Source organism: Natrialba chahannaoensis JCM 10990 (genome assembly GCF_000337135.1).
In the GTDB taxonomy this organism is placed as follows: Archaea; Halobacteriota; Halobacteria; order Halobacteriales; family Natrialbaceae; genus Natrialba; species Natrialba chahannaoensis.
In genome coordinates this window covers 109604-133182 of record NZ_AOIN01000099.1, presented here as the reverse complement: position 1 = coordinate 133182, position 23579 = coordinate 109604, and the positions used below count along the sequence as shown (strand labels likewise).

Annotated in this window: 22 protein-coding genes and 4 pseudogenes; 11 read left to right on the top strand and 15 right to left on the bottom strand. The window is 61.2% G+C overall.

Features of this window, described 5'->3' with window-relative positions:
* A pseudogene (locus C482_RS19445) lies at window positions 1-589 on the top strand (3-hydroxy-3-methylglutaryl-CoA reductase); the annotation flags it as partial.
* A 102-nt stretch (window positions 590-691) separates the two neighbouring features.
* Here C482_RS19445 and C482_RS19440 read toward each other — a convergent pair.
* Window positions 692-1054, bottom strand: a complete 363-nt coding sequence (locus C482_RS19440; protein WP_006169532.1) for a hypothetical protein — start codon at window positions 1052-1054, stop codon at window positions 692-694.
* 91 nt (window positions 1055-1145) lie between these two features.
* Complete coding sequence (locus tag C482_RS19435) at window positions 1146-1670, bottom strand: DUF5817 domain-containing protein (RefSeq protein ID WP_006169531.1); 525 nt, start codon at window positions 1668-1670, stop codon at window positions 1146-1148.
* A gap of 327 nt (window positions 1671-1997) precedes the next feature.
* On the opposite strand from C482_RS19435, the pseudogene C482_RS22550 reads away from it, so the two are divergent.
* From C482_RS22550 to C482_RS19425, 3 genes and pseudogenes are all read left to right on the top strand, one after another.
* Window positions 1998-2218 (top strand): annotated as a pseudogene (locus C482_RS22550) (hypothetical protein); the annotation flags it as partial.
* Window positions 2219-2284: 66 nt separating this feature from the next.
* Window positions 2285-3646 (top strand): NRAMP family divalent metal transporter, encoded by a 1362-nt coding sequence (locus C482_RS19430; RefSeq protein ID WP_006169530.1) that lies wholly within the window; start codon window positions 2285-2287, stop codon window positions 3644-3646.
* Window positions 3647-3690: 44 nt separating this feature from the next.
* On the top strand, window positions 3691-4404 hold the full coding sequence (locus C482_RS19425) for a sensor domain-containing protein (protein WP_006169529.1): 714 nt from the start codon (window positions 3691-3693) through the stop codon (window positions 4402-4404).
* 286 nt (window positions 4405-4690) lie between these two features.
* Here C482_RS19425 and C482_RS19420 read toward each other — a convergent pair whose 3' ends face one another.
* Complete coding sequence (locus C482_RS19420; RefSeq protein WP_006169528.1) at window positions 4691-4915, bottom strand: HalOD1 output domain-containing protein; 225 nt, start codon at window positions 4913-4915, stop codon at window positions 4691-4693.
* Window positions 4916-5766: 851 nt separating this feature from the next.
* Between C482_RS19420 and C482_RS19410 the strand changes: the two are divergent.
* A pseudogene (locus C482_RS19410) lies at window positions 5767-6529 on the top strand (SDR family oxidoreductase); the annotation flags it as partial.
* A gap of 80 nt (window positions 6530-6609) precedes the next feature.
* Here the strand turns inward: C482_RS19410 and C482_RS19405 are convergent.
* The 3 genes from C482_RS19405 to C482_RS19395 all read right to left on the bottom strand — a co-directional run bounded on the left by C482_RS19405 (window position 6610) and on the right by C482_RS19395 (window position 9244).
* Window positions 6610-7143 (bottom strand): GNAT family N-acetyltransferase, encoded by a 534-nt coding sequence (locus tag C482_RS19405; protein WP_006169525.1) that lies wholly within the window; start codon window positions 7141-7143, stop codon window positions 6610-6612.
* Between the two features lie 295 nt (window positions 7144-7438).
* Window positions 7439-8701: an isocitrate dehydrogenase (NADP(+)) gene (gene icd / locus C482_RS19400; protein WP_006169524.1), complete on the bottom strand. Its 1263-nt coding sequence runs from the start codon at window positions 8699-8701 to the stop codon at window positions 7439-7441.
* 177 nt (window positions 8702-8878) lie between these two features.
* Complete coding sequence (locus C482_RS19395) at window positions 8879-9244, bottom strand: hypothetical protein (RefSeq protein ID WP_006169523.1); 366 nt, start codon at window positions 9242-9244, stop codon at window positions 8879-8881.
* A gap of 135 nt (window positions 9245-9379) precedes the next feature.
* Between C482_RS19395 and C482_RS19390 the strand changes: the two genes are divergently transcribed.
* Together C482_RS19390 and map are read left to right on the top strand one after the other, a co-directional pair.
* Entirely contained in the window at window positions 9380-10351 is a 972-nt protein-coding gene (locus C482_RS19390; protein ID WP_006169522.1) for an isoaspartyl peptidase/L-asparaginase, read from the top strand.
* Window positions 10352-10457: 106 nt separating this feature from the next.
* Window positions 10458-11360: a type II methionyl aminopeptidase gene (gene map, locus C482_RS19385; RefSeq protein WP_006169521.1), complete on the top strand. Its 903-nt coding sequence runs from the start codon at window positions 10458-10460 to the stop codon at window positions 11358-11360.
* A 190-nt stretch (window positions 11361-11550) separates the two neighbouring features.
* On the opposite strand, the gene C482_RS19380 is transcribed toward map, so the two are convergent.
* Window positions 11551-11751, bottom strand: a complete 201-nt coding sequence (locus C482_RS19380) for a DUF7835 family putative zinc beta-ribbon protein (RefSeq protein WP_006169520.1) — start codon at window positions 11749-11751, stop codon at window positions 11551-11553.
* Between the two features lie 274 nt (window positions 11752-12025).
* Between C482_RS19380 and C482_RS19375 the strand changes: the two genes are divergently transcribed.
* Window positions 12026-12565, top strand: a complete 540-nt coding sequence (locus C482_RS19375) for an HIT family protein (protein WP_006169519.1) — start codon at window positions 12026-12028, stop codon at window positions 12563-12565.
* Window positions 12566-12627: 62 nt separating this feature from the next.
* Window positions 12628-13036: pseudogene (locus C482_RS19370) on the top strand (cupin domain-containing protein).
* 51 nt (window positions 13037-13087) lie between these two features.
* Here the strand turns inward: C482_RS19370 and C482_RS19365 are convergent.
* On the bottom strand, window positions 13088-13324 hold the full coding sequence (locus tag C482_RS19365; RefSeq protein ID WP_006169517.1) for a glutaredoxin family protein: 237 nt from the start codon (window positions 13322-13324) through the stop codon (window positions 13088-13090).
* A gap of 131 nt (window positions 13325-13455) precedes the next feature.
* Between C482_RS19365 and C482_RS19360 the strand changes: the two genes are divergently transcribed.
* Entirely contained in the window at window positions 13456-13863 is a 408-nt protein-coding gene (locus C482_RS19360) for a hypothetical protein (RefSeq protein ID WP_049897009.1), read from the top strand.
* Between the two features lie 181 nt (window positions 13864-14044).
* On the opposite strand, the gene C482_RS19355 is transcribed toward C482_RS19360, so the two are convergent.
* The 4 genes from C482_RS19355 to C482_RS19345 form a co-directional block, all read right to left on the bottom strand.
* Window positions 14045-16042 (bottom strand): hypothetical protein, encoded by a 1998-nt coding sequence (locus tag C482_RS19355; protein ID WP_006169515.1) that lies wholly within the window; start codon window positions 16040-16042, stop codon window positions 14045-14047.
* Between the two features lie 278 nt (window positions 16043-16320).
* Window positions 16321-18216 carry a coiled-coil domain-containing protein gene (locus C482_RS19350; RefSeq protein ID WP_006169514.1) on the bottom strand — a complete coding sequence of 632 codons (1896 nt, stop codon included), beginning with the start codon at window positions 18214-18216 and terminating at the stop codon, window positions 16321-16323.
* Window positions 18217-18520: 304 nt separating this feature from the next.
* Window positions 18521-18661: a DUF7564 family protein gene (locus C482_RS22970; protein WP_449406378.1), complete on the bottom strand. Its 141-nt coding sequence runs from the start codon at window positions 18659-18661 to the stop codon at window positions 18521-18523.
* 318 nt (window positions 18662-18979) lie between these two features.
* Window positions 18980-19648, bottom strand: a complete 669-nt coding sequence (locus C482_RS19345; RefSeq protein ID WP_006169513.1) for a hypothetical protein — start codon at window positions 19646-19648, stop codon at window positions 18980-18982.
* Between the two features lie 284 nt (window positions 19649-19932).
* Here C482_RS19345 and C482_RS19340 point away from each other — a divergent pair, with 284 nt between their 5' ends.
* Window positions 19933-21159 (top strand): DUF4352 domain-containing protein, encoded by a 1227-nt coding sequence (locus C482_RS19340; RefSeq protein ID WP_006169512.1) that lies wholly within the window; start codon window positions 19933-19935, stop codon window positions 21157-21159.
* A 72-nt stretch (window positions 21160-21231) separates the two neighbouring features.
* On the opposite strand, the gene C482_RS19335 is transcribed toward C482_RS19340, so the two are convergent.
* From C482_RS19335 to C482_RS21940, 3 genes are all read right to left on the bottom strand, one after another.
* A complete protein-coding gene (locus C482_RS19335) occupies window positions 21232-22293 on the bottom strand; it encodes a hypothetical protein (protein WP_049897008.1) in 1062 nt (353 codons plus the stop codon).
* Between the two features lie 405 nt (window positions 22294-22698).
* The gene (locus C482_RS20780; protein WP_006169510.1) at window positions 22699-22872 is read right to left on the bottom strand and encodes a DUF1059 domain-containing protein; all 174 of its coding nucleotides are present in this window, start codon (window positions 22870-22872) and stop codon (window positions 22699-22701) included.
* A gap of 185 nt (window positions 22873-23057) precedes the next feature.
* A complete protein-coding gene (locus C482_RS21940; protein WP_169317627.1) occupies window positions 23058-23234 on the bottom strand; it encodes a hypothetical protein in 177 nt (58 codons plus the stop codon).
* Window positions 23235-23579: the final 345 nt, after the last annotated feature.

The window sequence follows — 23579 nt, the reverse complement described above, 5'->3', positions numbered from 1 at the left end:
GCCCGCCTCGCTCGTTGCCGTCTCGGGCAACCTCTGCTCGGACAAGAAACCCGCCGCCATCAACGCCGTCGAGGGCCGCGGGCGCTCGGTCACCGCCGACGTGCTCATTCCGGGCGAACTCGTCGAGGAGCGCCTGCACACGACCGCCGACGCGATCGCGGAGGCCAACACCCGAAAGAACCTGACCGGCAGCGCCAAGGCCGGCAGCTTCGGGTTTAACGCCCACGCGGCGAACGTAATCGCCGCGGCCTTCCTCGCGACCGGCCAGGACGAAGCCCAGGTCGTCGAGGGCGCAAACGCTATCACCACGATGGAAGCCCGCGAGCGCGAGGACGACACGACGGACCTCTATGCTGCCGTCTCGCTCGCCTCGCTCGAGGTCGGCACCGTCGGCGGTGGGACGAAACTCCCGACGCAGGCGGAGGCACTCGAGGTCCTCGGGCTCCGCGGCGGCGGCGACCCAGCCGGATCGAATGCCGACGCGCTAGCCGAGATCATCGCAGTCGGCGCGCTAGCAGGTGAACTCTCCTTGCTCGCTGCACTCTCCTCACGGCATCTCGCGAGTGCACACGAGGATCTCGGCCGATAGAGCCGGCGAAAATCCGCAGAGACAGTACTGAAGAATCAGGCTGAATGCCGTCCCGTTTCGTCTGAAACGTCCATCTTGTTCTGTCTGAACTGGCCGTCTCGGTTACTCTGAACCGGCCGCTTCGTTCAGTTCTCGTCGCACACGAATCGTCGTGATCGCGATGTAAATACCGCCGCCGAGGAGTAACAGTAGTCCCAGAAGCGCCTGCGGGCCGTCCGAGGCGAGCAAGAAGACTCCCAATCCGAGTGCGGCGGTTCCGTGTGCGGCCGCGAAGTCCCGCCGGCCGTACGCGCCGTGAAAGACCGCGACCGCAGCGAACGTCCCGACGAAGACCCACATCGCGAGCGTCGTCGCCTCGTAGCCGAACAGCGTCTCGTCGACGAACGTTCCGTAGCCGTAGAGCACCAGCGCGGCTACCGTCCCGACTCCGATCGTCTCCTGCTGGACGTCCACCATTTCGGCCATTGCGTCTGCGCTGACGTTTTCGCGCCCGGCGGAAAGCTTTGCCGTTCGAGTCCGGCGAGCAATAGACTCCTCCCCAGAAATTACCACCCTCTCACAGCAGCCGATACTCCCCTCGACTCTCGCTCACCGTCCCCTGTCTCGTGAGCTTCTCGAGTGCCCGCCGAACGTAGTTGGCCGACACTCCGCGCTCGCCGGCGTAGGAGATAATCTCGTCTTCAGTGGGCGAATCGAGTTCGGCCAGTGCCTGCTCGACGATTTCCTTCTTGCTTCCGCTGCGTGTGGACCCGCGCGGGTCGCGGTCACCAGCCGCCTCGACTTCGTCCACGTCGAGGCCGGACTGCGCTAAGTACTCCGCGTCGTCGACCACGCCGTCTGCGACATCGGACTCGAGTGCCTCGAATGACTCGAGGTCGGCGAAGGCCTCGCCCTGGCCCTGGCGGTTTGCGAGCATCGAGGCGCGGACCTCGCGGGCGTGATTGGCGTCGTCGGTTTCGACGAATTTTTTGCGGCGCTCGTAGGGGCGACGGGCACCACAGCGGGGACATTGCGTGGTTTCGGAGCGTCCTTCGATGATCCAGAGGTTCGAGCACTCACTACAGCCGACGACGGCATACATTCGTGTCCGCAAGAAGGGGTGGTGGATAGTTGAACGTTCGGACGTGGATGGGTGTGATGGTGGTGTCGTTGCGGACGTGGACGGGACGAGGCGATACGGTTGTGGGTGTGGATGGATGTGGACAGGGGGTATAGTATCGCTGCAGACGTGGGCGGGAGGTGATGGTGCCACCTACGGTCGGAAATGAGTAATACCGGTCAAGAGGTCACAGCGAGATATCGACCGTCTCGTCGACAGCCGAGAGTCTCGAAATCGTGAGCCGTGCCTCCTTGAACCAGGTCTTCTCAACGTCGTTCCGCGCGGTGAACAAGGCTCCCATCCCGATGAGAACTGATGTTCTCAACTGATGGCGAAGAGATCGTCTGCGGCCCCGGAGATTCCTACGCGCTGCTGGGCGACCAGCCCCACGCAGCCGAGAACCGTGGCGACGAAACGGTAGCGGGGTCGATATCTTTAGCCCGCCACGGGAGAATCCAAGCTGGCAGTCGGCGTCTGGCGCTAGCTCTAACTTTGAGTCCGGTTCTGACGCTGGCACGACAGCAGAGTAGTCGCTTGAACTCCTGACCATGGTGAGATACCACGGAGTTATATACGGACGTTGGCAAGCACGTCCGATGGCAACCGAGACGGAGTCGGCTGGATGGGGTGTTGGGCGAGTCGAGTCGTTTGTGAGACGATTGGGACCGACATGGCTTGCAGGTGCGATCGCGGCTGGGCCGGCGACGATGGTCAGTTTGCTGGCTGCTGGCGCGGGCTATGGCTACACACTGTTGTGGGTCGTTGTCCTCGCAGCGGTCCTCGGCACCGTTGGACAGTACCTCGCGATGCGACTGGGGCTACTCACCGAGGCAGGAATTGTTTCTGTCGTCGAAGCACACCTCGGCTCGTTCTGGGCCTGGGTGCTCGTGATCGACGTTGTCCTCGCGGCAGGACTCGCACAGCTCGTGATTATGAAGACGCTCGCGGACATCAGTGCAACGATGGTGGCCAGCGCGGGCGTCGCGGCGCTCGCTGACCCGCGTCTGTGGGGCGTCATCTGGGCAGGTATCCTCGCTCTGGGACTCGCAGGCGGCGGCTACCGCGTCGCCGAAATCGGAGCCAAGGTGCTCGTCTCGTGTGTCGTCCTCGCGTTCGTCGCCTCGCTGTTCGTCGTCCCGGTCGATCCCGCCGCAGCGGCGACCGGACTCGTCCCCGAACTGCCCGGCGTCGGCGGTGCCGTCGTCGCCGCCGGCGTTCTCGGCGGGGCGGTCCACATCACGCTATTGACGATGCAGAGCTACACGATGCGGACTCGCGGCTGGACCGAGGCCGATCGAGACATTGCCATCTTCGACGTTGTGAGTTCCATGCTCGTCGCGTTTGGCGTCTTCAGCCTCGCCGTCTTCCTCGTCGCGGCGAGCGTCCTCCCAGAGAGCGGCCTCGATCCGGCGACGATCAACGAGATTCAGGCCGCAGAGGCACTCGTCCCAATCGCTGGCGAGCACGCGATGTGGGTGTTCCTGCTTGGACTGCTGGGTGCGGCCGTCTCGACGCTCGGCGGAAACACGATCGTCCCGCCGTACCTCATCGCCGACAAACTCGGCTGGGAACAGTCCGTCGCAGACCCGCGCTACCGGGCCGCGCTCGTCGCCGTTGCACTCGCTTCCGCGGTCGGCGTGTTCCTCGAGGGCGCGTTCTTCCAGTTGCTCGTGGTCATGCTCGCGTTCGGCCTCGTCGGCACGCCGTTCGCGCTTGCCGTGATCCTCTACCTGCTCAACGATCCCAACGTCGTCCCGGAGACAAACTCGTGGCTCGAGAACCTCGGCGGTGTCGTCCTCTTTGGGATCGCGACCGTCCTCGCTGCCGAGTTCGTTCAGGAGGAACTCCCGGGCGCGATGAACGGCGACCTGTCCTCGCTGTTCGTCGTCGCCTTCGCGGTCGCGATGGGACTTGCAATCTGTGGCCTCGCGGTGCGGTACGTTCGCGAACGGACCTGACGCACAAACGAACGCTTTTGAGACCGCTAACCGAACACTCCAATATGAGTGATCATGCCCCTCACCGGGGCGAAGAGAGCCGACTGCACTCGTTCGTCGGCGTCGCCACTGAGGGCCAGACCTATCGCAATCTTGCCTACCTGCTGCTGGCGATTCCGATCGGCATTGCCTACCAGTTCGGGCTCATGCTCGGGTTCTTCGGCGGGCTCATCCTCACGTTCATGCTCGTTGGCATCCCGATTCTGGTCGGGACCATCGTTAGCTCGCGTTATCTCGCCGAACTCGAGCGACTGCTCGCCAATCGTCTGCTGGGGACGGAGATCCAACGGCCCGGCGGCGGACCGATACACGGCACTGAAGCCGGTCTTCTCGGCTCGTTAAAGGAGATTATCATCTCGGAGGTTACCTGGAAGGGCGTTGGCTTTCTCGTTCTTCGGTCGTTTCTCGCCCTCATCGTGCTCTTTCTGGTCATACTCGGCGGGTTCGTTTCGCTTGGGCTCGTACTTGCACCGCTCTCGAGTTCGACTGTCGTGCTAGGCTGGGAGATCGACACACTCGCCGAGTCACTGCTTGCGGTACCGCTGGGGATCGTGCTGGGGCTGGCCTTCTTGCATGTCACGAACGGTGTTGCACGGGTCGTCGGGTCACTGGCGGTAGCGTTGCTCGGAGACGAATCCGCTCCGGATTCCGAGGGGGAGCGGGGAAGCGGGGACGGGAACGGGAACGATCTCGACTCCGGGGCACAGACGATACCCTGAGCGGGCGGACTCGCGGATGGAGAGTGCTTTCTACCGACGAGTAGGCGCATCTGTCGGCAGGCACATACAGGTGCCAGTGGCAAACGCCCGACGGCCGTACTCACTGCTAGCAACTACGTCGTTGCCGACGAATGTATTATCAACTATCTCAAAGGCCACAATAGTGCGACAATAGTCTCGATCAAGCGTGTAAATGCTACTCGGCGAGCAACTTCGAGGCACTGGCCGAACTGATGACACTGAGAAAAAACGCGGTGATCGACAGCCACTCCCTGTCGACGATCCGTTACCGATTCTCGTCGATCACCTCCACTGTCACGTCGTCAGGCCCGGGCCCGATCACGACGCGATAGTCTTCGTACTCGAAGCCAACGAGGGCGTTCCCGCCAGACTCAAGCACCGCAGCCAGTGCCTCCGGGTCAACGACCTCGTACAGCGGTGGCAGATCGGCTACGTTGAGGTCGTTATGGGCCGCGATACGAGTGAGTGCCGTGGAAATAGCGGGATGCATTGGTAGTCTCAAGATCAATGATTCGCGCGACGAACGTCGACTCNTATGGGCCGCGATACGAGTGAGTGCCGTGGAAATAGCGGGATGCATTGGTAGTCTCAAGATCAATGATTCGCGCGACGAACGTCGACTCACAGTCGGGACACGTGATCGCGCCCTGAGCCGAGTCCGCGCGGATGTCAGTACCGCAGTTACAGTGGATCGTCAGTTCACAGTGCATGTGTCAAGCTGATAGCGTGGCCCGACACGCAGCGAAGAGCACCCCGAGATGATCCAACCGCCTGTGAGACTACGTTGGCGATAGGTCGGCAGGTCTTTATTTCGTCGCCGTCAATGATGGAGTGCTCCCGCTACGCGGGGGCCGCGAACGAGCCGGAGTTCCTAGCTTGGCGGCGTGGACTCCGGCTCTGCGCACTTTCGTGCGCGTCTGTTGGATACTCAAGCAATCGTAAAGAACGTTAGGATATTGACCGATTGGTGACTTCTTACGCCGTCGAATGGTCGTGACTCTCGCTCGAAACTTCGAGTACTCGAGACTGACTCGTCAATCACCCTCGAGCAGTCACATCGAGAAACCGATCCGAAAGGATCGCAAGCATTCGTCGTTAGCTACTACTCTCAGTACTGCTCAATACCGTCGGTTGGCTTTGAAAACCACCGTTCAGATCGGCTGGATCGGGGTCATGGAAGAAATTACGAGGCTACGGCTTCGGTACAGCTGACGGCTGAACTCCACAACAGACATCGGTAATACTTCCATCATAATTGCAACACGAAGAGTACTTCTGAGCGTAGCTAAAGACGGATGCTGTACCAAGGAGTCAGACAGACACGTCGCGACCAGAAACAGCATGAAACCGGAGCTACGACCGGTCTCGGAGCAGGTGGTCATCATCACCGGCGCTTCGTCCGGCATCGGGCTGACGACGGCTCGTATGGCAGCCGACCGCGGCGCACGAGTTGTCCTCGCGGCGCGGAGCGAAGAAGCTCTACCTGGCGGGGCAGGCCGAGTGCCTCGGGGCTTGACCCCGAGGCGGTTCACAGGAACTAACACAGGAGCTGACGGAGCAGGGCCACGACGTGGAGTACGTCGTCGCCGACGTGCGCGAACCCGAAGACATCCGTACCATCTCACAGACTGCACAGGACGCCTACGGCCGCTTCGACACGTGGGTGAACTGCGCGGCTGTCTCCATCTACGGCAAACTGCGAGACATCCCCCCCGAGGACCTCAAGTCACAGTTCGACACCAACGTCTGGGGAGTGCTCTACGGCTCCTTCGAGGCCGCAGAGCAGTTACGTGACCGCGATGGCGGCGGCGCGATCATCAACATCGGCAGCATCGCCTCCGAACGCGCGTTTCTCATGCGCAGTTACTCGGCATCCAAACACGCCGTCAAGGGGTTCACCGACGCGCTGCGGATGGCACTCGAGAAGGAGGGTGCGCCGATCTCGATCACGCTGGGCAAACCGGCTGCGATCGACACGCCGTATCCAGAGCACGCGAAGAACTACATGGAGCAGGAGGCGACGGTTCCAGCGCCCGTCTACGCGCCGGAGACGGTCGCCAGAGCGATTCTCCACGCGGCCGAAGAGCCACAGCGCGAGGTGACAGAGCCCTGCGCGGCGTAACGTCGGCAGAACAAAGGTCAGACTCGCTAGGAGAGATCTCCGAAACGGACGACGGCATCACCTCACGTCTCCGATCTCGTACTCGAGTACGTGAGTGATCGCTCCATCGCCACGTGCGGAATTCCCGCTTCCTCGAACTCGTCGCCGTAGATCTCATAGCCGAGTCCCTCGTAGAACCCTGCCGCGTGCGTCTGTGCGTGTAATGTGAGCGTCTCGAGTGACTGCCCGCGCGCTTCCGCTTCGAGTGTGTCCATGAGCGCGCGCCCGACGCCCGTGCCGCGGTGGGACTCGAGTACCGCGACGCGTTCGACTTTTCCGGTGGTTTGGTCGACGATGCGGAGGCGGGCAGCGCCAATGGGGGTGGCCGTCTCCGGGTCGGTGTCGCTTGGGTCGGCGCTGTCGGCAGCGTACGCCACGAAATGCACTGCCTCCGCATCCGGCTCGTCGTGCTCGTCGTACTCGAGTTCCTCGTCGACGTCCTGTTCGTCGACGAAGACATCGTAGCGGACGTCGAAGGCGTCCTCGAGGTCACTCTGCGCAGTGGCAACACGGACGATTGGGGTTTCGTCGCTTTCTGCGTCTGCGTTCGATTCCATTATGTTGTTGTTCCGCCTGTGATGTGGAGAGCGTTACGGGACGTTGTGGCTGTGCTGGGAGGGATAACCGTGAGCGTGTCTCGAGCGAGAGACGTGACAAAAAATCGAGTTCCGAACGGTGGAGACGTTCTCCGAGAGCGTTGTACTGGTCTGGCGGCGCAGCCGCCAGCGGACGAGAAGCGTTCGAGAACGCTTCTCAAAAGCGTCAGACCGCTTCGCGGCCTGACTGTCCGAAAAACTGGCTTTGCCAGTTTTTCGATGTGTTCGGCGAAAGCCGAACGCCCGAGAAGCGAGCTTATGCGAGCTTCTCGATGTTGCTGACGACTTCGTCAGCGAACTCGCTCGTTGCGAGCTTCTCTGCGTCGTCGAGCTGGCGCTCGAGGTCGTACGTGACCTTGCCCGAGGAGATCGTCTCCTCGACGGCGTCGCGCACGAGGTCTGCGGCGTCGTTCCAGCCCATGTACTCGAGCATCATGCGGCCCGAGAGGATCATCGCGGTCGGGTTGACCTTGTCCTGGCCCTCGTACTTCGGTGCAGAACCGTGGACGGGTTCGGCGAGCATGCGGCCTTCGCCGAAGTTGCCACCGGGGGCGATGCCGAGACCACCGATCTGTGCGCCGGCGGCGTCGGACATGTAGTCGCCGTTCAGGTTCATGGTGGCGATGACGTCGTAGTTGTCCGTTCGGGTCAGCAGCTGCTGGAGCATGTTGTCGGCGATGCGGTCGTTGACGACGAGCGTGTCGTCGTCAACTTCGCCGTCTTGCTCCTCCCAGAGGGTGTCCTCGGTGATGACCTCGTCACCGTACTCCTCTTCGGCGACCTCGTAGCCCCAGTCGCGGAACTGGCCTTCGGTGAACTTCATGATGTTACCCTTGTGGACGAGGGTAACGGAGTCACGGTCGTTCTCGAGGGCGTAGTCGATGGCTTCGCGGACGAGGCGCTTCGTCCCGAACTCCGTGATCGGCTTGACGCCGATACCGACGGGGCCGTCGTGGATGATGTCGGTTTCGCCCATCTCGTCCTCGACGAACTCCTTGACCTGCTCGACTTCGTCGGAGCCGGCTTCCCACTCGATACCGGCGTAGACGTCTTCCGTGTTCTCACGGAAGGTGACCATGTCCATCTGCTCGGGTTCGGAGACAGGAGACGGAACGCCATCGAGATGGTAGGTCGGGCGAACGTTCGCGTAGAGATCCAGAAGCTTTCGCAGACCGACGTTCAGCGATCGGAAGCCGGCACCGACCGGCGTCGTGAGTGGGCCCTTGATCGCGACGCGGTGTTCCTTGATTGCCTCGACGGTTTCGTCCGGGAGGTTCTCGTCGTACATCTCGCGAGCGGACTCGCCGGCGTAGACGCGCATCCAGTTGATCTCGCGGCCAGTCGCGTCCGCGGCGGCCTCGAGGACCTGCTGTGCGGCTGGGCCGACGTCGCTACCGACGCCGTCGCCGTGGATGATCGGGATAATTGGGTTGTCAGGGACTTCGAGCTCAGTGTCGCTTCCCTCTTTCAGCGTGATCTTTTCTCCCGCTTCAGGGACCTCGATCTTGTCGTAGCTCATCTCGTCTGTACGGTTCTTCGACTGGGGTAAAAGGGCTACCATTTCGTTCGAAGAACGGCAAATATTGCACAGGCCGGACCGCTGCCGGGATTCGTCTAGATCGCAGTGGGTCGTCCGTACTGTGCACAGCCACCGGTGCACTCACGACGCTGTGTAGTGTCAAGCTAGGTCTATCAGTCAGGATTGCAGATCGTCGGAGCCGCTGTCTCTCTCACGCTCTCTGTCGTCGTGTTCCGGACGTGAACGGCCGCTGTTTGATCCGCGAATTGGAGTCGTATCGTGCCAGTATCGTGCGATCAGTCCGATGCCGAGGGCAATGGTTCCAACGCCGAGCACACCGAGCAGGAACTGGAACTCAGGCGAGCGCCACCCCTCTCGATACGTGGCCCAGAGCGTCGCGAGAACCGTAATGCCGATGACGACGACCGTCGACCCGAGGTCGACACGATCCGCCTCGTCGTCGAGCGCCAGCCGTCCCACTGCGAACAGCGACAGTAGCGCACAGAACCCGGCGAGCAACACGACTGGCGTCATCGTCGTCATCCGTTCTCAGGCGTCGGCCGTAAGTGTGTGGGTTTCGGGCAGTGTCCTGCACCGCTTCCGTTGCCGTGAATCGACAGCCGTGCCTGACATGCTGCAACCCAAAAGTCGTTATAATCCGTCTGTGAAAGCCCGCCCATGCAGGTACTCGTTCACGGTGGTGCCGGTAGCGATCCCGACGAACCAGCCCCGCGACAGGCTGTCCTCGACGAGGCAGCCGAAACTGGTGCAGCGACGAGCGACCCAGTCGACGCCGTCGAAGCAGCGATTCACGTCCTCGAGTCCTCGCCGCGGTTCAACGCCGGCGTCGGCAGTGCCGTCCAGAGCGACGGCGCGATCCGCACGGACGCAGGCATCATGACCGACGATCGCGCCGTCGGTGCAGCCTGCTCGATGCCGGATGTCGAACACGCCGTCAGTGTCGCCCGTATCGTCATGGAGGAAACCCCTCACGGCTTCGTTTCCGGGGAGCACGCCGTCACACTCGCCGAGGCGTTCGATGTCGAAACCGGCGTCAACCTCTGGTCTGAACGCACGCGCGAGAAGTGGGCCGAAACCGAAGCGGATCGGCCAACCGGCGGCGTGGCGAGCGAACTCGAGTGGATCCAGAATCAGTACGGACAGACTGATCCGGGTGGGCGTGACGAAGATGCTGCGGAGGCGGCTGGAGACGGAAACGGCGACGAACGCCGAACGGAACAGACCGAAACCGGCGCACGAGACGGCGATCTGGACCACGACACAGTCGGTGCGGTGGCGTTCGACGGCGAACATCTCACAGCGGCAACCTCGACGGGCGGGCGCTGGCTCGCGCTCGCGGGCCGTGTCGGCGACGTGCCCCAGGTCGGCTCTGGCTTCTACTGCTCGCCTGCCGCTGCGGTCAGCGCGACCGGTGCCGGCGAGGACATCGCCCGCGTCACGCTCTCCCGGCGGGTCGCTCGCCACATCGAACGCGGACTCGACGCCGACGCGGCAGCCGAACTCGCGATCGACGAGTTCGCCGAACTCACCGGATCGACGGCCGGTGTGATTGCGATCGACTCGAGTGGAACGCTCGGATCGGCGTTCAATAGTTCGATGATGCAGACGGCGCGGGCGACGACGCGGTGACGGTCGACTATCGTGGGTCAGGAACGGGGTGCTGAACAGCGGTTTCCGGACGGCTACGGCGATCCGAGGCGGAACCTCTTTTTGTCGACCGATCCAATCCGGAGGCATGGCCGAATCCGAGGATGTGGACCTTCAGTCAGAGCAGTACGAGAAGCACCGCGAAGCGGGCGACATTCTCGCCCAGGTGCGCGAAGAGACAGCCGACCGCGTCGAGGTCGGCGCGAGCCACCTCGAGGTCGCCGAGTACGCCGAGGATCGCATCCGCGAACTCGGCGGGCAGCCGGCGTTTCCGGTCAACATCTCGATCGACGAGGAGGCAGCTCACGCGACGCCCTCGATCGACGACGACTCGACGTTCGGTGAGGAGATGATCAACCTGGACATCGGCGTCCACGTCGATGGCTGGCTCGCCGACACTGCGATTACGGTCGATCTCTCGGGTAATCCTGAACTCGCCGAAGCCTCAGAGCAGGCTCTCGAGGCCGCTCTCGAGATCGTCGAACCGGGTGTCGAAACCGGCGACATCGGCGCGGAGATCGAGGACGTGATCAACGGCTACGGGTACAACCCGGTCGTCAACCTGACTGGACACGGGCTGGATCACTGGGAACAGCACACCAGTCCAAACATCCCGAACCGGGCGGTCTCGCAGGGAACAACGCTGGAGGTCGGCGACGTCGTCGCGATCGAGCCGTTCGCGACCGATGGCGGCGGGAAGGTCACCGAGGGCGCGAGTGAGGAGATTTTCGCACTCGAACGCGAGGGAACCGTCCGGAATCGGCAGGCCCGCGAAGCGCTCGGGCAGATCACCGAGGAGTTCCGGACACTGCCGTTTGCAACCCGGTGGCTCGACACCGACAGGGCGGAGATGGCACTCCGCCGACTCAAGCGAAACAACATTGTCCACGGCTACCCCGTCCTGCAGGAGGACGACGGCTTCCTCGTCAGCCAGAAAGAACACACCCTCATCGTCACTGAGAACGGGTGTGAAGTGACGACGGAGTATTGACACCCTCCCACCCCTGAAGGGGTGGGCTTCCGCTCGCTACGTGCCACTCACGGTTGGCCGCTGTCCGTGCCGGTTGGTGTGTCGTCGAATTGGAAGGATAGCAGTGCGGTCGTCACATCCGCGAGAGGTGATATACCGCAGACGGGAACACGTCGGTAGCGATCCGGTCGAGGTGAGCCGAATCGGCAGGTTAGGCGTTATTCATCCGCTGACTCGAACGATTCCCACAGCGCTGGCACTCACACACACGGTATGGTTCGCGGGAGAACTGTGCGTTTTCCTTCTTGATGCTCTCTGTTCGGATTTGCACCGAAACCTCGTGAAGCGTATCCAGCTCACATTCGTCACAGTATTCGGTAAGTCCGTTTATGGAGTCGTCCGTCGTTGCCATTGAGGGAAGAGTAGCTACAGTGAACTCTTAAATGCGCGTCTCATTTCGAACTCTGAGTCATAGGATCTGATATATCTAACGACGGCCTAAGAGAAGCGGAGACGTTTTATACGGCGTCCAGAAACCTCCGATCGGCTTCAAGACACTATTTACCAAGATAAGAGTCAACAACTGTCTATAAAAGAGTTACTAATCTGTATTGTACTCAGAAAATAGCGAGTCCCAGTGCCCGCGAGGCACAACCAGTATAGGAGTGCCACGACTCACTCATCCCATGGAGCAGGTGTTTGCGCCCTGGCGAATCGAGTGGATCAAACGGGACAAGGAAAATCCCGATGTCGACGACTGCGTCTTCTGTACGTTCCCCGACCAGGACGACGACCGCGAGAACCGCATCGTCGCCCGCAGCGAACACACGTTCGTCCTCCTGAACAACTACCCCTACAACCCGGGCCACGTGATGGTTATTCCACGCCACCACACCGGTGACTACACCGACCTCACCGACGAGGAATTATTGGATCACGCCCGACTGAAACAGCGCACGTTCGACGCACTCGAGTCCGCCCTGCAGCCGGACGGCTTCAACGCCGGGCTCAATCTGGGAGAGGGTGCCGGTGGCTCGATCGGAGAGCACCTCCACACGCACGTTGTCCCGCGCTGGCAGGGCGATACGAACTTCATGCCGGTGATAAGCGACACGACGGTGATCGTCGAAGCGCTTGCCGAGACGTATACACATCTGCACGAGGCGTTTGCCAGTCAGGAAGGGGCGACCGTTCCGGACTCGGATCGAGCCGTCGTCTTCGAGTGAGACTGCGCTCCGAGTCCAGTGGTCCGTACGTTTTCACATAGTGATCCGTGGTCACAGATAGCATGGGGTACGACGTAGTGCACACCGACGACGTGCCGTTGACGGACCTCTCGGAGATCGACGAGGTGCCACCGGATCTGCAGATCAGGGCGATCGACGATCCCTGCCGAGTGACCACCTCCAGCTCAAGCTCTGGTACTTCGACCCCGGTAAGGAAATTCAGTACCACGCCCATGCGGAGCAAGAAGAGCTGTACTACGTCCTCGAGGGCGAGTTTTCACTGAAACTCGGGCGCTCCGGAGAGGAAGAATACGTCCCGGCCGAACCAGGACGTTCTGGGTGGCGAAACCGGAAATCGGCCACAGGCATCGCAACGTCGGTGACGAGGAGGGCGTTGTGCTCGCGATCAGCGCACCAGCCGTTGAGGATCCGGGGTTGGATCCGCATGAATTGGACGACGCTGACGAGTGATCGGTGCTGCGTTGTCGGAAGGTGTTGAAGGATCTATCGGCCCACTCGCGCTCAGGCGTACGTCGACTCGAGATACTCGAGTATCCGCTCGGACTCGGCCATCGTCACGCCGTACTCGTCGTCGATGACGACTGGAACTTGGCGCTGGCCAGAGACGCGCTTGACCTCGTTTCGCTTCGAGTGCAGCCCTTCGACCCAGACGCTTTCACATGCTACGTCGAGGTCCTCGAGTTCGTCGACGATGGTCTCACAGAACGGACAGCCCTCGAGCCGGTAGAGCATAACCATACGCCCGCGTTGGTGGCGCTGTCGTAAACAGTTGCCAGCCGTGACCAACGGGACACACGAGCTCCTCCACCGACGCTGGTCCTGAGAGCAGACCGGTATGTATTTCTGACAGACATTACAACCTGAAACGTATGTGTCCCCCATCCTCGCCACCCTCCCCGCCGTCCGGTGACCCGTGGCCGACAGACGACTCGAGTACCCGCTCTCGCTCATCGTCGCGGTCGAACAAGGGTGCCCCACTCGGACTGTTGATTATCGTCGGTATCGGTTTTCTCGGCGTTCTGGTCGGACTGTTCGGCTCGCTCGCACTCATCGGCGAGGGGGAAGGTGGCCTCGCCACGATAGTGCTCGCGTTGACTGTACTCGAGGCCACCGTGCTCGTGGGGTTGCTCGGACTGCGCTACTGGGCACTTGTGGTTGCACTCGTGGTGTACAGTTTCGGTGCACTCCTCGATCTGCTAATGGGTTCATTTCTTGGACTTATCGTGAGCATCATCATCGTCGGCTACTTGCTCTCGATTTCGGGGCGATTCGAGTGAGTCCGGACGGTATCGGTGTCTAACGATTGATTGTGGAGACGTGTTACAGTCGAGGACACTACCTCCGAGACACGATAGCTACGTGCCACGTCTGCCACGAGTAGCTGTCTCCCAAACGACTGCAGCTATCGAACAGACAAACACGCGCTAAAAAGGAGGGTAGCAGCTGTGGTCCGGTTGTTCACCCCAACACGAACGACTGTAGCGAGTCGAGTGCGGAGTTGATGGCTGCGGAGATGCTCGATGCACTCTCGTTGTCGTCGTTGTCATCGCCATCGTTGTCGTTGTCGTCGTCATCTGCCTCGTCTGCGTTGTCATCTGCCTCGTCTGCATCGTCTTCGTCAGCCTCGTCTGACGCATCGGAATCCGCCGTTGCGCCTGATTCATCGTCGTCTGCGTTCGAACTGACGTGGCCGCAGTTCGAATCGTAGGACTCGACGAAGCTGCTTTCGTCGGATTCAGTCTGGAGCGTCGTGCGTTCGGAGTCAGCATCGGAGTCGCTACGGGTGCTCTCCCGGTTGTCGACATCGCTCTCACTGTCGTGCTGCTCGATGCTGTGCTCGCGGTCGCTCTCGTCGCTGCTCTTGCTGCGGTCACTCTCGCTCAGGTCGCTGCTGCTGTCCTCGTCGCTGCTGGATTCGGTCTCGATATCGTTGTTCTCGACCGTATCGACGCCCGTATCGCTCTCACTGACGGTTTCGCTCTCGGATTCGCTGGATTCGCTCAGGCTACTCTCGGTGAGGTCGCTCTCGTCGCTGTGCGTACTCAGATCGCGTTCGCTCACGGTCCGGTCGCTCGAGACCTCGCTCTCGTCGAACTCGCTGCTCGATTGTTCGTTGTCGTTATCCGTGGTTTCCAGACTGCTCTCGTCCTGCGTGCGCTCGCTGTCGGCACTCTCGCTGTCACTCTCGTTGCTCTCGGACTCGCTGTGAGTCCGGTCGCTGTCGGCGGAACTCGAGTCGCGCTCGCTCTCGTCGAAGGTGAGTTCGGCACCCTGGCGTTCGGTCTGGCTCGCGTCGAACTCGAGGTCACCCTCTTCGGAGTGATCATGCTCGCTGTCGGCGCTGGTGAGGTCGTGCTGTGAGACGTCGCGTTCGGTGGCGTCGCGCTCGGATTCGTCCGTGGAGTGCTCGCTGGACTCGCTTTCGCTGTCGATGGACTCGCTGTCGCTCTGCGTGTACTCTTCGGAGTCGCTGTCGCTGGTACTCTCGATCCGGTCGAACGTATCGCGGTCGTTCTCGCCACGATCGGTTTCGTCGCGTTCGTCGTGATCGGACTCGCTCTCGCTCTCGGACAGTTCGCTCTCGTCGCTCGCACTCTCCTCGGACTCGCTGTCGTACTCGTCGAGTGACTGCTCGCTGAAGTCGCGGTCCGACGCGTTGAGGGTCTGCTCGTCGTGATCGCTTTCCTCGAGGTCGCTCTCACTTTCGATCGTGTCGACCGAGTGAGAGTAGCGCTCGCTCACTTCGAGGTCGACGTCATCGTAGTCGATGTCGCTTTCACTGCGGTCGCGTTCGCTCTCGTCGGACTCGCTGTCGCTCTCGTCAGTGGTGACCTCGCTGTCGCTCGCGCTCGACTCACTCTCTTCGGACTCACTGTCGCTCGCACTCGCGTTCTCCTCGCTGTGCGTGCTGTCGCGGTCGACCGTGCTGTCGTCGCGCTCGCTGACGGTGCGGTCTACGTCGCTCTCGTTCAGGTCGCGGTCGACGTCAGTGTCGTCGATCACGCTCTGGCTCTCTGAGAACTCTTCCTCGTCGAGAGTGCTGACGTCGTAGTCGCTGCTCGAGTCGGATTGTTCGTCGCGATCGTTCACCTCGGAACTGCTCTGATCGGACTCGGTACTCGATTCGCTCACGCTGTCGCTGTCGCTCTGGTCGCGTTCAGACTCGTCGACGGTGGTCGAGCTGTCGCTCTCGCTGTCGATTTCGTTCAGTTCGGACTCTGTCGTGGATTCTTGCAGGTCACTACTGGTTCGTTCTCGGTCGCTACTGCTGTCGCTCTCGGTGTCTTCTGCTTTGTCGACGGTTTCCGTACTATCGTCGACGGATTCGCTTTCGTCACAGCGGTCGTCAACCTGCATGGCTGCGCCAGGGCTCGCACCGGCGACGCCGCTGACACCAATGACGCTGGCAAGCAGCAGGAAGCCGACTACCGTGATGACTGTCAGTTTTCGGGTCATGTGCTCTCGAAACCTATCCCGTAGGCCATTCCTGTCTTCGCCACTGGGTCTTAAGAACGGGAGACGAAGAACCGGGAAAGGACGGGCGCGTTGGGGGCTGGAGACGCCGATCGGACGACGAACGGGCTAACGAGATGGTGGGTTCGGGCGGCCAGTGGATCGGGCCGGTATGTGATGTGTTCGAGTTACGCGCAGGCGTACTACACTCTCATCACTCCCCCTGTTGAACGGCTAAAAACGGCTGCGGGGCCAGACGACCACCCTCTCTGCGCACTCACCTACTCGAGTTCACTCACGTCGACGTCGAAGGTACCGTCGTCGTTGGGTGTGATGATGCCCTTGCGCTCGAGTTCCTGGATGCTGTCGCCGGTGACGATCAGCCGTTCGGAGACCGTCTCACAGTCGGTGTCCGTCGTTTGCTCGCGCTCGGTCTGGTCGCGTTCGGTTTCGGTCTGCTCGCGCTCGGCATCGCTGTCGGACTCGCTGCGGTCGCTGTCGCGGGTTTCGAGGTCGCGCTCGTGTTCATGCTCGTCGCGTTCGTGCTCGCGTTCAGATTCGTCGGCGCGCTCGCTGCGCTCGCGTTCGGATTCGTCGCGCTCGTGCTCGCGATCGCTACTGCGCTCGCGTTCGGTGTCCCTGTCCTCGTACTCGTCCCTGCCGCTGTCTCGTTCACGTTCGGTGTCGCGCTCGGACGCGGTGGTCTCGCTCACGTCGCGCTCGCTTTCGTCCAGGTCTGCGGCGTACCGACTGCTGTCGCGTTCGCTCGACGACCGGTCGCTCGTCTCGTCGCGCTCAGTCCGTTCGCGCTGGTCACGCTCTGAGTCGTTGTCCGTGGTCTCGAGGCTGCGGTCGTGCTGGTCGCGCTCGATCTCGCTGCGGTCGCCCGCGACCGATTCGCTGTCGAACTCGCTGCGGGAACTGTCGCGTTCCGCTGCGCTCGCGTCGCGGTCGAACTCGTCGGTGGTCCGCTCGTCGCCCTGCTGGATACGCTCGGTGCTGTCGAGTGCAGAGTCAAACTGCTCGCTGCGGATGAACTCGCTATCGAACTCGTGGCGATCACTCTCGCTGCTGGCGTCGTCGCTCTCCGTCTGCTCACTCTCTGCGCGCTCGGCGTCGGTGTGCTCCTGGTCGCGCTCGCTCTCCGTCTCGTCGCTCGACTCCTCGTGGCCGCCTTCAGTCTCACGCTCACGCTCGCGCTGTTCGTCCTCTTCTTCCGAATCTCCCTCTCCACGCTCGAACCGATCCGCATCGAACTGGGTCGCGTCGCGATCACTCGCCGACGCTGCGCGTTCCTCACTCGTACTCGAGTCCCGTTCGCTGTCGCGGTCGGTCGTCTCGCGTTCGGCGTCAGTGTGCTCGCGCTCCTCGCTCGACTGCTCGTCGGTGTCTGAGTCTGCCGACTCGGTTTCGCGGTCGTCGGTCTCGACATCGCGGTGTGCCTGTTCGCTCACCTCACGGTCCGTGTCGTCGTAGTTGATGTCGGCCTCGCTGCGGTCGCTTGTGCGCTCGTCTGCGGTCCGTTCGCTCTCGTCGCTGTCGCTGCGCTGTTCGGCGTCGCGTTCGTCGCTCTCGTCCGCCGTGCGTTCGCGCTCGCCCGAATCGTGCTCGCTGTGCGTGCTGTCGGCGTCCGACTCGCTGTCCTCGCGTTCGGCCGTCTCGCGCTCGGCGTCGGATTCGCGCTCGTCGGTCTCGACGTCGGTGTCGTCGACCTCGCGCTCGCTGCGGTCGCGTTCGCTCTCGTCGCGTTCCTCGGCGGTGCGCTCGCTGCTTGCGTCACGCTCTTCGTCGCGGTCGTTCACTTCCGACTCGCTGTTGTCGCGGTCGTACTCGCTGTCCTGACTGCTGTCACGCTCACTTTCGTCGCGCTCGCTCTCGTCGAGTGCACTCGAGCTGTCGCGTTCGCTCTCGCGCTCGCTTGTGTCGGACTCGCGTTCGTTCTCGCGATGATCGGCGTTCGATCGGTCGCGTTCGCTCTGGCTCTGGCTCTCACGCTCGTCGGTTTCGGTCGTGAGATCCATGGTTTCGTCGAGGTGTTCGCTCACGTCGCATCGCTCGTCGTCGAGGCTGTAGACGACGGTCTGGTCGTCGCCGTTGGTGACGGAGCCGGTCGCGGCGACGACGCCGCCTAACACCAGCAGAGCGATTACCGCGAGGACACCCACGTGGTCTCTCATGGTTTTGGTCCCATCCTGGTTCTGTCGCTGATCTAGTGCGTTGCGCCCGTTCGGCGGTCGAGATGAAAGGGGTAGAGCGGGTCTGTGCTGAGACGAGACGAGTCAGCCGGACGGTGCAGACGGATCGCTAGACGGCACGTGTTTCGGTGTTTGCGGTCAAAAAGAGGCGATGAAGGGTAGGGAAGGATCGGGGTGAACGCCCCTCGTTCGGGCCGTCGCTGGGCGGTTCGCCTATGAGCGAGTTGCCTTTGGTACCGGTACCACGAGCGAGTTGGGTGTGGGTAGCCGGGCCTCCCGCCCGATTCTACATCTCTTCCTCATGGTTTCCGCTGGCTGCAATCGGACGACAATCGGTACAGTAGTAGCCGTGATACTTGTTCTGCCGTTTGTAGGTCACCCCACAGGCGATGCACAGCGAGCCGGTTCGGTGGAAACGATAGCTCATCATACCGTCCCGGACGCGGGCACGAGTCGTATAGAATCGGTGAACGATAGGGAGGAATCGGGTGTCTGCTCACCTACGCGTGTTGACGTCCTCCCCGCGCTGAAGCGCGAGGATTCCCGACCGCGTTGGGATATTTAAGGTCTACGAGCGGACTTGTTTTCGAGGCGCGAACGCGCCAATTTCCTTGTAAGGGGTGATTCGACGACCCCTGAAACTGACACCCCCCGTAACCACCAATCTCCTACCCGTCGAGAGCTCAATCGTCAACCTCCCAACCGCCGACTACGCAACCGACAACACCGCAACCGCAATCGAAACTCAGCCACCCGACTCAGCGACAATTTCGACATTGTCACCCGCGCCAGCCTGTGCGTCAGCGACTGGACCAACACCCTGCAGGACGTACTCCTGCGGGTCAACCTCGACGCCGTCGACAGTAACACTGACCGCATCGCCATCGGCCTCATCGAACTCCTGCTCACCGATCACGAACCGATCCGTGGTAACCTCCATCCCGAGCGTCTCGAGTGCGTACTCGATCGTCACATCCTCACAGTGGGCGTGCCAGACCGTCGCGTCGTCGGTCGCGTGGAAGTGGAAGCACTCGTCGGCCTCGATGTACTGTGGCTCATTGAAGTCGACGACGGTGTCGTCGTACTGGACAGTCACCTGCCCGTGCTCGTGGATCTGCGCCGTCGGATCGGGCTGGACGGCCGCCGCACTGGCGGGCTCGTCGGTGTCGAGAAAGACCAGTCCGTAGCCGACCGCAACCAGAAGCAGAACGAGGCCGGCGCTGGCGTATACTGCCAGCGTTCGAATCTGGGGGGTACTCGAGTTCGAGTTCGGGTCCGACGCCGACTCTATCGGTTCGAGGCCGACGCGTCGTCTGTCGATCCGTGAGAGATCGTCTGCGTGGGCCCGGACGAGGTGGTTCTCGTACTCGTCGTCGGGGACGGTGGCCGCACAGTAGGTGCACTGAGTTGGCATCTCACTGTTGACTCTCGGACGACACAGGGCATGAAGCGTAGTCGAAGAATCGGGTGGCTCACTCTGTGTGTCACAGTCTCCCTGAGACACGGACGCCCACCACCACCGGGTGCCGTCGTCCGCTCACCACCAGGTATCATCGTCCGTTCACCAACGGGCGTCGTCGTCCGCTGGCCGCCGATCACTGGGACTCACCGTTACCGTCGCACCATCGGCACCACTCGTTCCCCATCCGCGGTCGATCTTCACCCACCGTACTTGCTGTGACGTGGCCGCTCCTTCGTATGGAGCGACCCGACCGTCGAACGTATCTCGCTGCGGTCGCTGGCAGTGCGGTCGCCATCGCCGGCTGTTTCGGTGACGGCCCGGACGATCCCTCCCCAGCCGAAGCCGACGCGGCGAACGCAACTGACGACTCCGAGGCAGTTGCTGAGTCCGACTTGGACGAGGCCGAGAACGCGACGACCGACGACAGCACTGCCGAAGACACCGATGATACCGACGACACTGACGACCCCGACGAGACGACAGCCGTACTCGAGTTCGATCTCGGACAGCAACTCGAAATCGGTGACCTCGCGGTCGTCGTCTCCGACCTCGATGTGACAGATGACATCGTCGATGCTGACGGTGAGGTTATCGAGATGGCGAGTGGTTCGGCGGTCGCCGTCGTCGATATTGCCGCACAGTACACAGACACTGGCACCGACACTGGAGCGACGGCCGTCGAAACTGTCGACGATGTGCTCGAGATAGCACTCCTGGCTGACGAGGAACCCGCAGACCCGCTCGCGACCCCGCTGTCGCCCCTGCCCGTCTTCGAGGCGGCTCGGCTCGCACCCGGAGAGGTCATCCGAACTGAGATTGGCTACGAGGTTGACGCTGATGTGGATACCGACGCACTCGTGCTCGAACTCGAGCCAGTCGCTGTGGATGATAGAGTGAGAGATCCGGACAGCGATGCGGATGCAGATACAGACGCGGACGACGACGGTAACGACGATGGCGACAACAACAGTGACGGCGACAACGACAACACCGAGGCCACGTCCGCGCTCGTCACCCTCAGCACCGAACGTGACGAGTCTGACGCGGTAATCCTTGAGCAGGAGCTGCCCGACTCGCTCGGCTTCTCGGAAGCGGTCGAACACGACGGACTCACGATCACCGTCGACGGCCTCCAGCACGGGAACAACCTCGGCGGGTTCATGCAGTCCGACGAGGGCCACGAAATCGTCGCCGTCAGTGCGACGGTCGAAAACACGAGTACTCGAGACCGCGAACTCACGCCAGTGCAGGTTCAGCTCACGGATGAGCTCGGACGGAGCCAGGCGGCCGCGCCCGGCGTGTTACGCGCACTCGCCGATTTCGACGGTGTGACGATCGACGCCGGTGAAACGTACGACGGGACGATTACCTACCAGATCGAGACCGGTATCGACGCGCTGTACTGGATGTTCGACTTCGGCGAGTGGGGGACGGATCGACGCGAGAGCTGGCAATTGCGGTAGGATAGCAACTCGGTTCTCGGCAGAGAGCCGCATGGCTTCGGTGTCTTCTGGCTTCTGCCGACAGAGCCCTTTTCATCGGATGCGTACTCGCGCTTGAACTGCCTCGATTATACCACCCTCCGGTTCGTAGTGCTCTCGATGGACGACTGTGGACTCGTTTTCCGCCTCGTTGATCGCGGTAACGACGATCTGGTCGCCATCGGTATCGTAGGGGATGTAGAGTGTGGCTCCAGTGTCCCAGCTAGCGGTGAACTCGTCGTCGTCACGGTCGTAGGCACCCGTGGATGCGCCTTCGATCGTGGATTTGATCTCGATCCGGTTGACGTCGATGCCTCGCTCTTCCGTGAGCGTAACAGCAGCCTGTTGAATGTCGCTCGTCGGACTGTCGTACTCCCAATCGATCTCGACGACGACATCGTCGTCTTCGTCTTCGATTGGTTCCTCGAAGGCCTCTTCCGGATCGTCCGGGGTATCGTCAACGGGTGCCGCGAACAGGTACCGCCAGTCGCCGTTCTCGGTCGCGAGCAGCCAGAGCATATCGTCTTCTGTCGGATCGTCGGCAGTAATCTCAACCAGCGCCATGTCGGCGTCCTCGAGGGTTTCAGCAAGGGCGTCTTCTTCGAACCAAAACGCTGCCCCCTCCAGTTCGAAGATGTCTGTCACTGTGGGGTCGTCGTTGATGACCGCAATTTCGATCTCCTCGATCTCTTCCTCGTCGCCACCACCACGGAACTCCCAGCCGTCCTCGACCCAGGCCGCGGGATCGAGCGGGTTCTGTGAGTGGGAAAGCTCACTCATCCGATCGAGGTCTTCTTCTACGGCTGCGTTCAGGAACGCGTACACGACGGACACCGGACCATCGTCCGAGTCGGAATCATCTGCTTCTGCGTCTGCTTGCCCTTCGCCGTCGGTTTCTTCTCCGTCGTCAGTTGACTGTGCCTCCGATCCCTCGTCACTACCGGTTCCGTCGCCTCCGTCGCTTGGGCCGCCTGACGATACATCGTCGAGACAGCCTGCAACCAGGACAGTGGTGGCAAGCCCGGAGTGAATCACACGACGCCGAGAAATAGAGGTTCCCATGGTGGGTTGGTTCCCGTCGCTAGTCTGGAGAGGAGTGTCTCTGTCGGAGACCATACCAGGACTATACAAATTGGAGGTTTGAACGTTTTTAATCATTGAGGGCCTCACACGCAATGTTCGACCTAGTTTTACGCTTCTATCAACCGTACTATGCGTCAATTTCTTTCATCCTGAGAAGTGGCTGTCGTTTCCGGTGGCAGTCTTAACCCGGACAAAATACGTTGCTGGCACACTGTCGAAGCCTGTCGTAGCTGCCAGGTATACCATATTGTCTACAAGGAGTGGTTCAGGGAAATAGTTCTGTATTTGACACAACATACAAAGTCAACCACGAGGAAGTGGTAAGTAGGACATAAAGTATATTTTATTGTAGCGTATCTGTCGACTACTCAATAGCATTCGTAGAGACAGCGTGAAGAATACAGAAGAAAGACTCAGTAAACCGACCACGTCTATTCGTTAGACGATTTGAAGATGCTCCTCTCGGAGTTCGTCGTCTGTAAATTCCTGCTCGTGAACCTCTTTCATGTGTTTCTTAGCCAATTCAACTGCCTCTTCCTCGTTTTCCGACTGAATAATGAACCGGCATGTGTCCGACACTGATTCACAATCGAGTTTATGTGCGTCTGCCATGGGTTTTCACTCCTGTTTTGTCACGGAGGCTGGTGCCTGATATAGTGTTCACTGCCACCAAGCACCAAGGACCCTACCACAGTAGATTACTTAGTGGTTTTTGTCGAAAATGGAGACTGGTTCGAATGCCGTTCTTGTCTCCGAAAATGTGGACGGATGCGGTTGATAGCTTGCTCCTGCAGATGTTACAGGAGCGCGTTGTCGACGCTGAGTGCGTTGTTCTCCTCCGTTTCGTAGGCCGCCATAATGAGGCCGACGACTTCGGGGTTCGACGGCTCGTATCCGAGTTGCTGTTCCATACTGTCTTTGATCTCCTCGAACCGGTCGCTCTTCGATCCGTAGAGTTTGATGTGTGAGGTCATGTGGTTCGCCTCCGGTTAGTCCGGTGCTGGGTCTGGGTCTGAAGGTGGGCCTGATCTGGGTCTCGGTCCGACTTCAGTTCGGTTCTGATTCTGGGTCTGTGGTGCACGATTCGCCTCGGTCCTCGAGTGCGGGTGTCGATGGTGGGTCTGGATCTGAGTCTGACTGCAGGTTCGAGTGCGGGTATCGGTGCGGATGAGTGTCGCTGACTCGCCTGTTCGCCATCGGACCTGCTTGTCTGTTCCTCTCCCGTCCCTCGTGTCGTCCGTTCCGTCGGGGCAAGGGAATCGGCAGTGACGCCGGTCGGGGACGGTGCGTCGCGGACGGTTCGTCTCGCGACACGAACG

What these genes read in the sequence shown, in the direction of transcription:
- C482_RS19345 (WP_006169513.1), bottom strand. Translation starts at nt 19,648, where the DNA reads ATGCCAACTCAGTGCACCTACTGTGCGGCCACCGTCCCCGACGACGAG.
- C482_RS19430 (WP_006169530.1), top strand. Translation starts at nt 2,285, where the DNA reads ATGGCAACCGAGACGGAGTCGGCTGGATGGGGTGTTGGGCGAGTCGAG.
- C482_RS19390 (WP_006169522.1), top strand. Translation starts at nt 9,380, where the DNA reads ATGCAGGTACTCGTTCACGGTGGTGCCGGTAGCGATCCCGACGAACCA.
- C482_RS19440 (WP_006169532.1), bottom strand. Translation starts at nt 1,054, where the DNA reads ATGGCCGAAATGGTGGACGTCCAGCAGGAGACGATCGGAGTCGGGACG.
- icd (WP_006169524.1), bottom strand. Translation starts at nt 8,701, where the DNA reads ATGAGCTACGACAAGATCGAGGTCCCTGAAGCGGGAGAAAAGATCACG.
- C482_RS19360 (WP_049897009.1), top strand. Translation starts at nt 13,456, where the DNA reads ATGTGTCCCCCATCCTCGCCACCCTCCCCGCCGTCCGGTGACCCGTGG.
- C482_RS19350 (WP_006169514.1), bottom strand. Translation starts at nt 18,216, where the DNA reads ATGAGAGACCACGTGGGTGTCCTCGCGGTAATCGCTCTGCTGGTGTTA.
- C482_RS19405 (WP_006169525.1), bottom strand. Translation starts at nt 7,143, where the DNA reads ATGGAATCGAACGCAGACGCAGAAAGCGACGAAACCCCAATCGTCCGT.
- C482_RS21940 (WP_169317627.1), bottom strand. Translation starts at nt 23,234, where the DNA reads ATGACCTCACACATCAAACTCTACGGATCGAAGAGCGACCGGTTCGAG.
- C482_RS19355 (WP_006169515.1), bottom strand. Translation starts at nt 16,042, where the DNA reads ATGACCCGAAAACTGACAGTCATCACGGTAGTCGGCTTCCTGCTGCTT.
- C482_RS19425 (WP_006169529.1), top strand. Translation starts at nt 3,691, where the DNA reads ATGAGTGATCATGCCCCTCACCGGGGCGAAGAGAGCCGACTGCACTCG.
- C482_RS19395 (WP_006169523.1), bottom strand. Translation starts at nt 9,244, where the DNA reads ATGACGACGATGACGCCAGTCGTGTTGCTCGCCGGGTTCTGTGCGCTA.
- map (WP_006169521.1), top strand. Translation starts at nt 10,458, where the DNA reads ATGGCCGAATCCGAGGATGTGGACCTTCAGTCAGAGCAGTACGAGAAG.
- C482_RS20780 (WP_006169510.1), bottom strand. Translation starts at nt 22,872, where the DNA reads ATGGCAGACGCACATAAACTCGATTGTGAATCAGTGTCGGACACATGC.
- C482_RS19420 (WP_006169528.1), bottom strand. Translation starts at nt 4,915, where the DNA reads ATGCATCCCGCTATTTCCACGGCACTCACTCGTATCGCGGCCCATAAC.
- C482_RS19435 (WP_006169531.1), bottom strand. Translation starts at nt 1,670, where the DNA reads ATGTATGCCGTCGTCGGCTGTAGTGAGTGCTCGAACCTCTGGATCATC.
- C482_RS19335 (WP_049897008.1), bottom strand. Translation starts at nt 22,293, where the DNA reads ATGGTCTCCGACAGAGACACTCCTCTCCAGACTAGCGACGGGAACCAA.
- C482_RS19380 (WP_006169520.1), bottom strand. Translation starts at nt 11,751, where the DNA reads ATGGCAACGACGGACGACTCCATAAACGGACTTACCGAATACTGTGAC.
- C482_RS19375 (WP_006169519.1), top strand. Translation starts at nt 12,026, where the DNA reads ATGGAGCAGGTGTTTGCGCCCTGGCGAATCGAGTGGATCAAACGGGAC.
- C482_RS19365 (WP_006169517.1), bottom strand. Translation starts at nt 13,324, where the DNA reads ATGGTTATGCTCTACCGGCTCGAGGGCTGTCCGTTCTGTGAGACCATC.
- C482_RS22970 (WP_449406378.1), bottom strand. Translation starts at nt 18,661, where the DNA reads ATGAGCTATCGTTTCCACCGAACCGGCTCGCTGTGCATCGCCTGTGGG.
- C482_RS19340 (WP_006169512.1), top strand. Translation starts at nt 19,933, where the DNA reads ATGGAGCGACCCGACCGTCGAACGTATCTCGCTGCGGTCGCTGGCAGT.